Annotated in this window: 14 protein-coding genes and 2 tRNA genes; 7 read left to right on the forward strand and 9 right to left on the reverse strand. The window is 66.6% G+C overall.

Annotated features, from left to right (window positions below):
• Positions 1-93 precede the first annotated feature (93 nt).
• A complete protein-coding gene (locus AU072_RS15880) occupies positions 94-702 on the forward strand; it encodes an SACE_7040 family transcriptional regulator (protein WP_064414671.1) in 609 nt (202 codons plus the stop codon).
• Between the two features lie 16 nt (positions 703-718).
• Here the strand turns inward: AU072_RS15880 and AU072_RS28330 are convergent, their stop codons facing one another.
• The 3 genes from AU072_RS28330 to AU072_RS15890 all read right to left on the reverse strand — a co-directional run bounded on the left by AU072_RS28330 (position 719) and on the right by AU072_RS15890 (position 3,051).
• On the reverse strand, positions 719-874 hold the full coding sequence (locus AU072_RS28330) for a DUF6131 family protein (protein ID WP_165595612.1): 156 nt from the start codon (positions 872-874) through the stop codon (positions 719-721).
• 33 nt (positions 875-907) lie between these two features.
• Positions 908-1,117 carry a hypothetical protein gene (locus AU072_RS15885; RefSeq protein ID WP_064414672.1) on the reverse strand — a complete coding sequence of 70 codons (210 nt, stop codon included), beginning with the start codon at positions 1,115-1,117 and terminating at the stop codon, positions 908-910.
• 92 nt (positions 1,118-1,209) lie between these two features.
• Entirely contained in the window at positions 1,210-3,051 is a 1,842-nt protein-coding gene (locus tag AU072_RS15890; RefSeq protein WP_064414673.1) for an alpha/beta hydrolase family protein, read from the reverse strand.
• A gap of 125 nt (positions 3,052-3,176) precedes the next feature.
• On the opposite strand from AU072_RS15890, the gene AU072_RS15895 reads away from it, so the two are divergent.
• Complete coding sequence (locus tag AU072_RS15895) at positions 3,177-3,962, forward strand: MmpS family transport accessory protein (protein ID WP_082680912.1); 786 nt, start codon at positions 3,177-3,179, stop codon at positions 3,960-3,962.
• On the opposite strand, the gene AU072_RS15900 is transcribed toward AU072_RS15895, so the two are convergent.
• Positions 3,959-5,269, reverse strand: a complete 1,311-nt coding sequence (locus AU072_RS15900; protein ID WP_064414675.1) for an MFS transporter — start codon at positions 5,267-5,269, stop codon at positions 3,959-3,961. The genes AU072_RS15895 and AU072_RS15900 overlap by 4 nt on opposite strands.
• Before the next feature lie 26 nt (positions 5,270-5,295).
• On the opposite strand from AU072_RS15900, the gene cmrA reads away from it, so the two are divergent.
• Positions 5,296-6,102, forward strand: coding sequence for a mycolate reductase (gene cmrA, locus AU072_RS15905; protein ID WP_064414676.1), 807 nt, complete (start codon positions 5,296-5,298; stop codon positions 6,100-6,102).
• A 76-nt stretch (positions 6,103-6,178) separates the two neighbouring features.
• Here cmrA and AU072_RS15910 read toward each other — a convergent pair whose 3' ends face one another.
• Positions 6,179-7,768 carry a helicase HerA-like domain-containing protein gene (locus AU072_RS15910; RefSeq protein ID WP_064414677.1) on the reverse strand — a complete coding sequence of 530 codons (1,590 nt, stop codon included), beginning with the start codon at positions 7,766-7,768 and terminating at the stop codon, positions 6,179-6,181.
• 82 nt (positions 7,769-7,850) lie between these two features.
• On the opposite strand from AU072_RS15910, the gene orn reads away from it, so the two are divergent.
• On the forward strand, positions 7,851-8,498 hold the full coding sequence (orn, locus tag AU072_RS15915; protein WP_064414678.1) for an oligoribonuclease: 648 nt from the start codon (positions 7,851-7,853) through the stop codon (positions 8,496-8,498).
• 41 nt (positions 8,499-8,539) lie between these two features.
• Positions 8,540-8,612: transfer RNA gene (locus tag AU072_RS15920), tRNA-His, on the forward strand.
• Between the two features lie 176 nt (positions 8,613-8,788).
• On the opposite strand, the gene AU072_RS15925 is transcribed toward AU072_RS15920, so the two are convergent.
• A complete protein-coding gene (locus AU072_RS15925) occupies positions 8,789-10,006 on the reverse strand; it encodes a L,D-transpeptidase (RefSeq protein ID WP_064414679.1) in 1,218 nt (405 codons plus the stop codon).
• A gap of 159 nt (positions 10,007-10,165) precedes the next feature.
• Here AU072_RS15925 and AU072_RS15930 point away from each other — a divergent pair.
• Positions 10,166-10,241 (forward strand) — tRNA-Lys (locus AU072_RS15930).
• Between the two features lie 517 nt (positions 10,242-10,758).
• Here the strand turns inward: AU072_RS15930 and AU072_RS15935 are convergent.
• Positions 10,759-10,986 (reverse strand): DUF3618 domain-containing protein, encoded by a 228-nt coding sequence (locus AU072_RS15935; RefSeq protein WP_064414708.1) that lies wholly within the window; start codon positions 10,984-10,986, stop codon positions 10,759-10,761.
• Between the two features lie 110 nt (positions 10,987-11,096).
• Between AU072_RS15935 and bcp the strand changes: the two genes are divergently transcribed.
• The gene (gene bcp / locus AU072_RS15940) at positions 11,097-11,570 is read left to right on the forward strand and encodes a thioredoxin-dependent thiol peroxidase (protein WP_064414680.1); all 474 of its coding nucleotides are present in this window, start codon (positions 11,097-11,099) and stop codon (positions 11,568-11,570) included.
• Here the strand turns inward: bcp and AU072_RS15945 are convergent.
• Both AU072_RS15945 and acpS read right to left on the reverse strand, forming a co-directional pair.
• The gene (locus AU072_RS15945; protein ID WP_064414681.1) at positions 11,547-12,902 is read right to left on the reverse strand and encodes a dipeptidase; all 1,356 of its coding nucleotides are present in this window, start codon (positions 12,900-12,902) and stop codon (positions 11,547-11,549) included. The two genes, bcp and AU072_RS15945, sit on opposite strands and share 24 nt — an antisense overlap.
• 124 nt (positions 12,903-13,026) lie before the next feature.
• Positions 13,027-13,419 carry a holo-ACP synthase AcpS gene (gene acpS, locus AU072_RS15950; protein WP_064405125.1) on the reverse strand — a complete coding sequence of 131 codons (393 nt, stop codon included), beginning with the start codon at positions 13,417-13,419 and terminating at the stop codon, positions 13,027-13,029.
• Between the last annotated feature and the right edge of the window lie 14 nt (positions 13,420-13,433).

A 13,433-nucleotide genomic window follows, 5' to 3' on the forward strand; every position in this document is an offset into this window, starting at 1 on the left:
AATGACGAATAACTGGTGGTATGTTAGTCACGATTAACTCCAGATGTCTACAGGCGGGCGGGAGGCGCGGTGTCTTCAACTCCAGTCCCTGAGATGCCTACGAGCACCAAACGCAGCAAGGCCAAGTCGGACCGGCGATCCCAGTTGATCGCCGCGGCGGAACGACTGGTTGCCGAACGGGGCTACCTCGCGGTGCGGCTGGAGGATATCGGTGCGGCGGCCGGCGTCAGCGGACCGGCGATCTATCGGCACTTCCCGAACAAGGAGGCGTTGCTCGTCGAGTTACTGGTCGGCATCAGCACCCGCCTGCTGGCCGGCGCCACCGAGGTCGTCGCGCACGCCGACGATCCCGCCTCCGCGCTGAACGGCCTGATCGACTTCCATCTGGACTTCGCCCTCGGGGAGTCCGATCTCATCCGCATTCAGGATCGTGATCTCGCGAACCTGCCGCCTACCGCCAAACGTCAGGTGCGCCGGGCGCAACGGCAGTACGTCGAAATCTGGGTCGATGTGCTCCGGCGGTTGGACGGCTCGTTGGCGGAGGCCGATGCCCGGTTGATGGCCCACGCGACGTTCGGGTTGTTGAACTCGACGCCGCACGCGCTGCCGTCCGGTGCCACGAAAACGGCCGAGGCCAGGCCGCGATCCGTCTTGAAAGCGATGACGGTCGCGGCGCTGACCTCGGCCGCGCGGGACGCTTAGGCGCCTCTAGCCCCCGTTAATACCAGGCGCGCCTGCCCCCGACGGGACGGCCCATGGACCCCAGAATCCAGAACACCGCTCCGATGACCATGAGCACGATGCCGATGGTCCACAGGATGTTGATTCCGAAGATCAGTCCGAGGATGAGAAGAATTGCTCCGAGGATGATCATTAGTATTCCTTTCGAATTGGCAAGTGCCAGTTGTTACTGGCTGGGTTCCGGTATGTTGCAGGCCTCAACCTTGGGGTTGACGCCCGCATAGTTCAGCGGGCCGGCCACCACTGTCAAAGCGATGCTTCCCGCTGTCGCGCAATTGGTTTCACTGGTTTCGAAGTAGCCGCGCTGGTATGCGGCGAATGCACCGATCAGCAACCAGATGAGCACCAAAACGCCGAGAACTCCGCCTCCTCGCATTGCTGCGCCTCCTTTGTCGCGCCGTTACGGCGCGTGCGCAGCGTTTACCCTGCAGACAATTTCGGTAAACGTGGCTACGGAGAACGATTCGGTCACGAATCCGGATGCGGGCGAAAAGCGGCAATCAGCCACTCGCGCATGGCTTTGACCAGTACCGCGCGATTCTCGCGGCGATCGATCTCGTGTCCGTCGTCGTCGAACATGAGCAGTTCGACTTTCCGGTTAAGTGTCTGCAGCGCTTCGAACATTTGCTGAGATTCGCTGGGGGGCACGTTCGTGTCGTTGGCGCCGTGCACCAACAGCAACGGTGCGGTCATCGCGTCGACACGTTGCAACGGCGATAGCTGCTCCAGCAGTTCGCGGTCGCCGATCGGGTGGCCGTACTTCGGATATGCCGCCGCGGCGATCCACGGTTCGGTGTTGCGGTACCAGGTGTTCAGATCGCTCATCCCGCAGATGCTGATTCCCGCCGCGAACCGGTCGGGGTGGAAGGTGAGCGCCGCCTGCGTCAGGTAGCCACCGTAGGACCATCCGCAACAGGCGATCCGGTCGGCCGGCGCGACGTCACGCTCGACCAGGTAGGCGACCGCGTCGGCCACGTCGTCGATCGCGGCGAACCGTCGCTCCTTGTCGTCGGCGTGCATGAACGTCCTGCCGAACCCGCCGGAGCCCCGGACGTTGGGCAGGAACACGCTGATGCCCTCCTCGAGCAGGGCCGGGAAGAACTCGTTGTAGCCGGGCCTCCCCTGTCCCTCCGGGCCGCCGTGCAAAAACAGCATCGCGCCGATCACCGGGACGCCGTCACGCGGCCGGAAGAGCCACCCGGTGAACTCCAGGCCGTCGCGCGCCGTGACCGTCTCCAGCGTCGGGTCCGGCGCCACCGGCCCGGAGCTGGGTTCGCGGTCGACGATCTCCCACTCCCGGGTGCGCGGGTCGACCAGTTCGACGGTCGGCGGGGTGGACGGGCCTTCGACGGTCAGGGCCAGCATCGAGCCGCCGGCGCTGATGCTCAGCTGGCTGGCCACCATCCCCGGCAGCGGGACCGGCGGTTGGAGGGTGTAGTCGGTGCGTTCGATGATCTGTAATTCACTGGCGCCGTGGATGTTCCAGAGGATCGCCACGGTCGACAGATCATCGCTCACGGTGAACTCGTCGAGTTCATAACCGGGGTTTTCGGCGATGACCTGGTAGGCCACCCCGTCGGCGGTGACCGTCACCTCGAGAAGCCGGGCATGTTCGGTGCCGTTCTCGCTGCGGACCAGGGCTCGCACATAACCTTCGGTGCTGTCTGCGTCGTAGGTGCTCGCCGGCTGGTACAGCCTGGTGAGCTCGCCTTCCAGCCCGGCGCGCAGCCGGCGCGCGTAGTGGTCGTCGAGGATGACGCCGGTGTCGGTGGTCGACCCTGGATCGTATGGCAGCAATGCGGTTTCGGTGCGTCCGCGCAGCATGATCAGGTCCCGGTAGCCGCGCGGTCCGACCCGCACGAGCGCCGCACCGGCCCAGGCGTCGACCAGACGGCCGCCCGAGCGGCGATCGAGCACGGTGGTGTGGCCGGTGGCCGGGTCGATCAGGCACGAGCTACCGACGCCGTCCTCGCCGGTGAGGATCGCGGCCACCAGGGTGCCGTCCCAGTTGATCAGCTCGGCGGTGCCCTCGGGCGCCCCGGGCGCCCACGAGTCGATGCGGCGGGCGTCGCGGTCGTCGGGATCGGTTGTCACGACCCAGATCTGGGTGCGGGTGCTGCCCTCGGGAGCGACTTCGCATGCCAGCCAGTGGCCGTCGGCCGAATGCAGGACCCGCGTCACCGGGCCTTCGACCGGCAGATCGACGTCTCGCGATGAGCTTGCCCGCCAGCCACGCAGAAAACGCTGCACTGCGCGCGGAAAGCCACCGTCGTCGACCAGATGTGCGAACGCGGTGGCGTCCGGCGACATGGATGCGCCGTAGACTCTGCGAACCTGCTCTCCCACCGGACCAATTGTGCCTACCCAGGCAAGTCCACTGACGACCCACGCCTGTTGGGCGGTCGCACAGGTACCCTCGCACCCATGAGGTGGGTATGACCGGTACACCACAGCCCGGTCGCGACGAGCAGTCGGGTTTCGGCCGCGGGGACCAACCGCAGGGTCACGGCTACTCCGGATACAGCGACCCGGCATACGCGAGCCAGGCGTACGGGCCCACCTATCAGGCACCGCCCCAACCTGCTCCGACGCAGCATCTGCCGACGTACGGCGCATACGGGTACGAGGCCTACGGCTCGGGCCAGTACGGGGCGCCCTACCCGTCGGGTGATCCGCCACCGGAGCCCGAGGAACCGAAGTCACCCCGCTGGTTGTGGGTCGCCGCGGGTGTCGCGGTACTGACCGTGCTCGGCCTGGTGATCGCGCTCGTCGTCGTCAACAGTTCGCAACAGCAGACGGTCGTCGCGCCGCCCCCGATGCCGGAACCCGACTTCACCACCCCGATCCCGACGACAGGGCCGCGCCCGACCGTTCCACGGACGACGCGGCCCACCGTGCCCGCTGTCCCCACCGACCCCAGCACGCCCGGCGCGCCCGGCACGACCACCCCCGGTCTCACCCAGAGCGTCGTCTACGTCGTCAGCGGTTCCGGGCGCGCCATCAACATCACCTACGTGGACACCGGCGGTCTGCTGCAGACCGAGTTCAACGTGATGCTTCCCTGGAGCAAGGAAGTGGAGTTGTCCGAGTCCGCGGCCGCGACGGCGAGCATCAGCATCATCAACGTCGGTCGCGAAGTGAACTGTTCGATCTCAGTCGACGGCTCGGTGGTGCAGAGGCGCACCGGGGCGGGCCTGACGATCTGCACGGCCAGCGGTTAGGCCGGCGCACGCCGCGGAACGCGCACGGCAAGCATCGCGATCAGGCCGGCGGCGAGGACGACGACCAGCCCGCCCATCCCGGCACGGTCGGTTCCGAACACGGCGATGAAGACCGAGAACAGCATGGGCGCAAGGTATGACACAGCGCGGCCCGTAGTGGTGTAGAGGCCGAACGCGACGCCCTCCTTGCCCTGGGCGGACATCCGCAGCATCAGCGTGCGCGCGGCGGACAGTGTGGGCCCGATGAACAGGCAGAGCAGCAGTCCGCAGATCCAGAACGCCAGTACCCCGTTGAGCGACATCAAGGTGAGGCCGACCGCGATCATCCCGCTCAGCGAGACGACGATGACGGGTTTGGCGCCGAACCGGTCGTCGAGAAATCCACCGCCTATCGCGCCGGCGGCGGCGACGGTGCTGGCGCACACCCCGAACAGCAGCACATCGGCCTCGGAGACGCCGTAGACCCGAACGCCCAGCACCGCCCCGAATGCGAATATCCCCGTCAGGCCGTCGCGGAACACCGCACTGGCCAGCAGGTAGTACACCACGTTGTGATCACGCCGCCATTCGCTGCGGATGTCCTCCCACAGCTTGCGGTACCCGCCGATGAATCCGACGGTCTGCCGTTGCTCTGAGGGGTCGGGTTTGGCACTGGGCCCGGCGATCAGCACCGGCAGCGCGAAGAGCCCGAACCAGAGGGCCGTGAAAACCATGGCGGCCCTGACGTTTCCGCCGTCCTCGACCGGTAGACCGAGCAATCCGCCGTCGCCGGAGATGAACCCGAAGTACACCACCAACAGCAACGTGACACTGCCGAGGTAGCCCAAACCCAGGCCGTATCCGGAGATCTGGCCGGAGGTCTGCGGTGTCGACAGTTGGCGCAGCATCGCGTTGTAGGGCACGGTGGCGAGTTCGTTGCACGCCGACGCGCAACCCAGGAGCACCAGACCCAGCGCCAGGTAGCGGTAGTCGTCGCGGACCGAACTCATCGAGGCGATCAGGACAACCGCCAGCGCGCTGAGCACGCCCAGCACGCGGCGCCGCCGCCACGGGGCGTCGACCCACACCCCCGTCACCGGCGCCAACAGCGCGACGACCACGCCGGCCGCACCGAGCGCCCAGCCCAGCCAGCTGGTGGCGCTGACACCGCCGGGCAGATCGTCGCCGACGGTGTTGGTCAGGTAGATCGAGAACACGAAGGTCACGACCACCGCGTTCAAACCGGTCGCGCCGAAGTCCCACAGCGCCCACGAGATGACCTGGCGACGCGCCGCAGCGGGCGGGCCGGAATCGGGTGGGTCGCTCATGGTCCGCCCACGATATAGTCCGGCGCATGCCAGTACCCGCACCCAGCGCCGACGCCCGCGCGGTAGTCACCGGCGCATCTCAGAACATCGGCGAGTCGCTGGCCACCGAACTCGCCGCCCGCGGACATCACCTGATCATCACCGCGCGCCGCGAAGAGGTGCTGCGGACGCTGGCCGACCGCCTCGTCCAGCAGTACGGCGTGACGGTGGAGGTGCGTCCCGTCGATCTGGCCGACCCCAGCGAGCGCACGAAGCTGTGCGACGAGCTGGCGACACGCAACATCTCGATCCTGTGCGCGAACGCGGGCACCGCGACGTTCGGTCCGGTGTCATCGCTGGATCCTGCGGACGAGAAGGCGCAGGTTCAGCTCAACGTGTTGGGTGTGCACGATCTCGTGCTCGCGGTCGTGCCGGGGATGGTGCAGCGCAAGGCCGGCGGGATCCTCATTTCGGGCTCGGCAGCGGGCAATTCGCCGATCCCCAACAACGCGACCTATGCCGCGAGCAAGGCGTTCGTCAACACGTTCAGCGAGTCGCTGCGCGGTGAGCTCAAGAAGGACGGGGTGCACGTGACGTTGCTGGCGCCCGGCCCCGTGCGCGAAGCGCTGCCGAACCCCGACGAGCAGTCCTTGGTGGAGAAGCTGATTCCGGACTTTCTGTGGATTTCGACGCAGTACACCGCCAGGCAGTCGTTGGATGCGTTGGAGCGCAACAAGATGCGCGTCGTCCCCGGGGTGACGTCGAAGGCGATGTCGGTTGCGGCGGGGTACACGCCGCGCGCGATCGTGACGCCGATCGTCGGCGCCGTGTACAAAAAGCTCGGCGGCGGCTAAGGCTCGTTCCCGCATTACTCCGCGAAACTGTATTCCGTCAGCGAAAGCTGCTGGAATACAGTTTCGCGAACCGAAATCAGCGGCGACGCCGGCTGCGCCTGCGGCCGGTGCCGAAGATGCTGCGGGTGATCTCGCGGCCGATCACCGTGCCCGCCGAACGCATCGCGCTCTTGAACGCCGGGCTGCTCACCACCTTCTCCACCATCGAGGGCTCGACGGAGTCGCGTGCGCTCACGTCGCCGGTCGGAGGCAGCGGAGGCGGCAGTGCCTCGTCGTACTGCGGCGCGGCATCGGGCTCGGGTGGCGGGGCCAGTTTCGCGTTGAGCCGCTCGTAGGCCGACTCGCGGTCGATGGTCTGGCCGTATTCCGCCTGCAGCGCACTGGATTTCGCGGCGGCGGAAATCGCTTCGGGACCGATGGTGTCCATCAGCGAGCGCGGGGCTCGCATCCGGGTCCACGCCACCGGGGTCGGAGCGCCCTTCTCCGACAACACGGTGACCACCGCCTCGCCGGTACCGAGCGACGTCAAGGCCGACTTCAGGTCGTACACATCGGTTTTCGGGTACGTTCGCACCGTCTTGGCCAACGCCTTGTCGTCGTCGGGGGTGAACGCGCGCAGCGCGTGCTGAATACGGGCACCCAGTTGGGAAAGCACGTCGTTGGGCACATCGGTCGGCAGTTGCGTGCAGAAGAACACGCCGACTCCTTTGGAACGGATCAGCTTCACGGTCTGCTCGACCTGTTCGAGGAAGGCCTTGGACGCGTCGGCGAACAACAAATGGGCCTCGTCGAAGAAGAACACCAGCTTCGGCTTGTCCAGGTCGCCGACCTCCGGAAGCGTCGCGAACAGATCGGCGAGCACCCACATCAGGAAGGTGGAGAACATCACCGGACGTGCGGCCTGGCTGCCGATCTCGAACAGCGTGATGACGCCGCGGCCCTGCTCGTCGACCCGCAGCAGGTCCTCGGGCTCGAGTTCGGGCTCGCCGAAGAACGTGTCGCCGCCGTCGGCCTCGAGATTGATCAGCGCCCGCAGGATCACCCCTGCGGTCGTGGTGGACACCGCGCCGAGCGCCTTGAGCTCGGGCTTGCCCTCGTCGCTGGTGAGGTACTGGATCACCGCGCGCAGGTCCTTGAGATCGAGCAGCGAGAGCCCCTGCTGGTCGGCCCAGTGGAAGATCAGGCCCAGCGTCGACTCCTGCGTGGCGTTCAGCCCGAGCACCTTGGACAGCAGGATCGGCCCGAAGCTGGAGATCGTCGCCCGCACCGGCACCCCGATTCCCGCGGTGCCCAGCGACAGGAACTCGACCGGATAGGCCGTCGGCGCCCAGTCGTCGCCGGTGTCGGCGGCACGGGCGGTGAGGTTGTCGTTGGGCTCGGCGGGCCGCGACAGCCCCGAGAGGTCCCCCTTGACGTCGGCCATCACGCATGGCACGCCCGCCGCCGAGAGCTGTTCGGCCAGCACCTGAAGAGATTTCGTCTTGCCGGTGCCGGTGGCGCCGGCTACCAGCCCGTGGCGGTTAACGGTGGCCAGCGGAATCCGCACCAGGGCGGTGGGGTCGCACACCCCGTCGACGACGACCGCGCCGAGCTCCAGAGCGGCCCCCTCGGCGGCGTAACCCGCTGCGATCTGCTGTGCCGGGGTGGACGTGGACTCACTGGCCATGGCTGGCACCTTAACGCCCGCGACGTACCCGACGGACGGGTGCAACGGGCCGCATGCAGCCGCAAGGCTTACTGTGATCGTCGTGCGTGACGAACTGGTGTGGATCGACTGCGAGATGACCGGGCTGGATCTCAAGACGGACCGACTCATCGAGATCGCGGTACTGGTGACAGACGCGGACCTCAACGTCCTCGGAGACGGCATCGACGTCGTCATCCACACCGACGACGAAGCGTTGGCGTCGATGATCCCGGTGGTCACCGACATGCACACCAAATCGGGGCTGATCGACGAGGTGCGCGCGTCCACCGTCACCGTGGCCGAGGCCGAGGAGCTGGTCCTCGACTACATCCGCACCCACGTCAAACAGGCCAAGACGGCCCCGTTGGCCGGCAACTCGATCGCCACCGACCGCGGCTTCATCGCCCGCGACATGCCCAAGCTCGACGACTACCTGCACTACCGGATGATCGATGTGAGCTCGATCAAGGAGTTGTGCAGGCGCTGGTATCCGCGCATCTACTTCGGCCAACCCGAGAAGGGTCTCGCGCACCGGGCGCTCGCCGACATCCACGAATCGATCCGTGAGCTGCAGTACTACCGCCGCACCGCGTTCGTGACCCCACCCGGACCGTCGACCAGCGATATCGCGGCCGTCGCCGAGGAATTGGGCCCGCCGAACGGCAACGCGAAGGACATCGATTCGGCCGCCGAGCGTTCAAGCGGTTAGTATCGACGTCGCCGCTCTGCCCACCAGGGTTCGCGGCGATGGTGGCTGTAGTTCAGTTGGTAGAGCACCAGGTTGTGATCCTGGCTGTCGCGGGTTCGAGTCCCGTCAGCCACCCCGACTGGGTCAGGGAGCGAATCTTCGCTCCCTGACCCTTTTTTCGGCCCGTTCGGCAGGGCCATGGAGCCCATCGGTGCCACTCATGGCGATTTGGGCGCATTCCGCCCGGGTCCACATTCGGTGCTGAGGGGCTTTCGGCGCTGAAGCGCCGTGAGCCCGTCAGCCGCGTCACATCAGAGGTTGGCGTTGCCGGCCTTCCACTGGTCCCACGGGATGTTCCAGTCACCGAGGCCGTCGGTGCCCGGCAGTGTCGAGCCCACCGTGTTGACGATCTCGACGACGTCCCCGCGCTTGGAGTTGTCGTGGAACCACCGCCCGTTACTCGTGCTCACGTTGATGCACCCGTGGCTGACGTTGCTGTAGCCCTGGCTGCCCACCGACCACGGCGCGGCATGGACGTAGATGCCGCTGTAGGAGATCTGGGTGGCCCAATCCACCTCGGTGCGATACCCGTTGGCGGAGTTGACCGGAACACCGTAGGTCGACGAGTCCATCACCATGTGCGAACGCCGGTCACCGACGATGTACACACCGTTGTTGGTGGGTGTGCTGTTCTTGCCCATCGACACCGGCATGGTCTTGACCACCTCGCCGTTGCGCTTGACCGTCAGCGTCTTCGTGCTGTCGTCGACGGTGGTGATGACCTCATCGCCGATGGTGAAGCTCGTGCTGACGTTCTCCTGGCCGAAGAGGCCGTCTCCCAGGTCGACGCCGTAGGTGTTCACCGCGACGTCGACCTTCGTGCCGGGCTTCCAGTAGTTCTGGGGCCGCCACCGCACCTCCTGGTTGTTCAGCCAGTAGAAGGCGCCCTCGACCGGCGGATCGGTCTTGATCTTGATGGCCTTCTGCGCGGCCACCCGGTTGGTGATGTTCTCGTCGAACCGGACGGCGACCGGTTGTCCGACGCCGACCACCTCACCGTTGTTAGGCAGCACGTACGGCATGGTCAGGTTCTCGGGCGAGTGGGTCTCGAAGGACATCCGCCTGGTGGTGACGCCGCCGAGGCCGAGCGATTCGGCGGTGAGCGTGTAGCGCTTGTTGTAGCCGAGCGGTTCGGTGGTCGACCACTTCAGCCCGTCCGGACTCAGGGCACCCGCGACCGACTTGCCGGACTCGTTCACCATGGTGACCGCTTCGAGCACACCGTCCTCCGCGCTGACGGTCACCGGCGAGTCCACACTCACGCCCACCGCGCCGTCGGTCACAGAGGCCGTCAGCTTGGGCACGAGCAGGTCGCCGAACGGGGTGCCCTTGTCGTTGATGACCTGCGGTTGCGGTGGCGCGGAGTTACCGCCACATGCGGACAACCCGAGCGCCAGCACGGGGATCAGCGCAGCGGTCACCAACCATGCACGTCGACGCGGACGGGCCACTGAACGGACTCGCCACATTGCTTACTCCACCTCACAACCAGGGACTACGGATCGATGATTCTTGGCAACGAGTCTAAGGGCAAAATCGAGTCCGGGTTGCGACGCGGACGTCGTCGAAGCGAACGCTGAGGCGGAGATTTCGTCCTGCGCAGCAAGTCCTGTTATTGTCGCACCCGCGCGCCGTTAGCTCAGTTGGTAGAGCAGCTGACTCTTAATCAGCGGGTCCGGGGTTCGAAACCCTGACGGCGCACCAGTTCCGATTCGAGTGCGACCGTGACAGTGCGTCACGGTCGCGTTCTTTTCGCGGCGTCTTGCGGGCGTCGTTCGTCCGCGGCGAACGCCGCTAGATTTCCGTCACGCGATGTCGGCCACGAATTTGCTGCCCGGCCTGAAAAGTGTGCTGTGGACTACATAAGGCACCTTATGGAGATCAAGATCTCACCCTACGCGCCGTTGCGGTGACGCTCTTCTGCTGAGATTTCTACGGTTCAAGCTGCGATAAGAGCGGATGGTCTGCTACAGTCCCGTTAGCTGATCTACGAGAAGCGCAAGAACAGCAAAAAGCCGGAAGGATAAAGGGACTTAGCTGATGGCCCAGCCAAGCGGTTCATTTGCGGCAGACGGAGCGGGTGCAGGCGCATCCGCCGAAGTCACTGCCCAAATTCCGGTCGCGGTCTACAGCTGCAACCGGCTCGGCCGGGTTGCCAATCCCCCTGGCTTCTCGTTCTCCGACCTGTTCCGCTCGACGCGACGGCGCTGAGAGCGCTCGCTCAGCCCTGCCGAATCCGGCGCACGACGAGCACGAACGCCACGACTCCGACGCCGGCAAGCGACACCGCCACTGCGGGTTTCGTCACAAATCGGATTGCCGCCGACTTCGCGTCATCGAGCAACCGGCTGGGGTTGGCACGTTCGGCGAGGGTGTCCACCGTCGCCGCGAGTTGGTCCCGAGCTTGATCGATGTCCCGCTTGATGGTCTCGGGATCGCGATCTGCCACGTGCGCCTCCAAGCCGTCCAAGTCGGTGCCCTGCGATAGAGCCTGCCGATCTACCCTAGAGCAGCCCGCGCTCGCTGTAGCGCACCGGTCGACAGAAGGGATGCCCGCGCGTGCCACAGACTCCGCGACTCGAGGTCGGCGACAAAGCCCCTGCGTTCAGCCTGCCCGACGCCGACGGCAACATTGTGAAGCTCTCCGACTTCAAGGGCCGCAAGGTCATCGTGTACTTCTATCCGGCGGCCTCGACCCCGGGCTGCACCAAACAGGCCTGCGACTTCCGCGACAACCTCCATGAACTCAACGACGCCGGCCTCGACGTCATCGGCATCTCACCGGACAAGCCCGAGAAGCTGGCCAAGTTCCGCGACAAGGAGAAGCTGACCTTTCCGCTGCTGTCGGACCCGGACCGCGAAGTGCTCACCGCATGGGGCGCGTTCGGGGAAAAGACGATGTACGGCAAGACCGTTCAGGGTGTCATCCGGTCGACGTTCGTCGTCGACGAGAAGGGCAGGATCGCCGAGGCGCAGTACAACGTCCGCGCCACCGGACACGTCGCCAAGTTACGACGCGACCTGTCCGTCTGAGCTGTTCTCACCCAACCGGGCCAACAGCAGGGCCTCGGACACGGCCGCGCGTTCCAGCACGCCGAGGTGCAGGCTCTCGTTGACGCTGTGCGCTTGTGTCTCAGGGTCTTCCACACCGGTCACCAAGATCTTGGCCGACGGGAACGCCGCGGCGAACTCGGCGATGAACGGGATCGAACCGCCGACACCGGTGTGGACGGGCTCGGCGCCCCAGGCCTCGGTGAAGGCCGCGCGGGCAGCGTCGTAGACCGGCCCACTGGCGTCGATCGCGTAGGGCTGCCCGTGGTCACCCGGCGTGACCGTCACCTGCGCACCCCACGGGGCGTGCTGTTCGAGGTGGCGCGTCAACGCCGTCATGTGCTGTTCGACGTCGGCCCCGGGCGCGATGCGCATGCTGACCTTGGCCCGGGCGCGAGGGATCAAGGTGTTGGACGACTTGTCGATGGGCGTCGTGTCGATGCCGATGACGGTGATCGCCGGTTTCGCCCACAACCGTTGCGGCACTGAGCCCGAACCGATTTCGGACACACCCGGCAGCAGGCCGGTCTCCTCGCGGACACGTTCGGGCGGAAAGTCCACGTCGGCGGCCACACCTTCGTGCAGGCCGGCCACCGCGACGTTGCCGTCGTCGTCGTGCAGGCTGGCCAGCAGCCGCACCAGCACGCTGACGGCGTCGGGCACGACGCCGCCCCACAGCCCGGAGTGCAGGCCGTGGTCGAGCGTGGCCACCTCGACGACGCAGTCGACGAGCCCGCGCAGCGACACCGTCAGCGATGGCACCTCGGTGCTCCAGTTGTCGGAGTCGGCGATGACGATCACATCCGAAGCCAGGGTGTCGCGGTGTGCGGCCAGCAGCCGCGACAGTGACGGGGACCCCGACTCCTCCTCCCCCTCGACGAACACGGTGACTCCGACGGGCGGATTGCCGCCGTGGGCCCGGAAAGCGGCCAGATGCGTTGCGATGCCGGCCTTGTCGTCGGCGGTGCCCCGACCGTAGAGGCGCCCGTCGCGCTCGGTCGGTTCGAATGGCGGCGAAAGCCACTGCGCCGGATCGCCTTCGGGTTGTACGTCGTGATGGGCGTACAGCAGCACCGTCGGCGCACCGGGCGGTGCGGGATGGCGCGCGATGACGGCCGGCGCGCCGCCCTCGCTGACGATCTGCACATCACCGAAACCGGCGTCGGTCAACAGCTTCGCCACCGCGTCGGCGCTACGCTGCACCTCGCCGCGCCGCGCCGGGTCCGCCCACACCGACTCGATGCGCACCAGGTCTTCCAGATCGCGCCGAACCTGCGGCAACACCTCATGCACCCGCTGCACCAGATCGCTCATGGCGACGACACTAGCTGGTCAGTCATCCACCGCGAGCGACCGCAAACTGCCAGCAAAGCGCGGCGTGTCGGCGTGCTGGGCCCACCGCTTGCGAGGGGAACACGGCCGCTCGCGGCAGTGGGGGTCAGCGCTCCTCGAGGATGGCGACCGCGGCGGCGGTGTCGGCCTCGTGGGTCAACGACAAGTGGATCGTCACGTTCTTCAAGTGCTCGGCGATCGCGCCGGACAATCGCACCTTCGGGCGGCCCCACATGTCGGTGATGACCTCGATGTCGCGGTGGATACCCTCGGGCAGCACCGGCCGCTTGGAGAACCGCGACCCCGACCACGCCTTGATGACGGCCTCCTTGGCCGCCCAGCGCGCGGCCAGATGCCGCGCCGCCGACGAACTCTTGTCGGCGGCGTCGCGCCGCTCACCGGGGGTGAACGTCTCTGCGAAGACCGTCCCGGGCTGGTCGACCTGCTCGGCGAACTCGGGAATGGAGACCAGATCGATCCCCACGCCGACTATCGCCATGGGCCGAACGCTAT

Source organism: Mycolicibacterium novocastrense, assembly GCF_001499835.1.
Taxonomy (GTDB): domain Bacteria; phylum Actinomycetota; class Actinomycetes; order Mycobacteriales; family Mycobacteriaceae; genus Mycobacterium; species Mycobacterium novocastrense.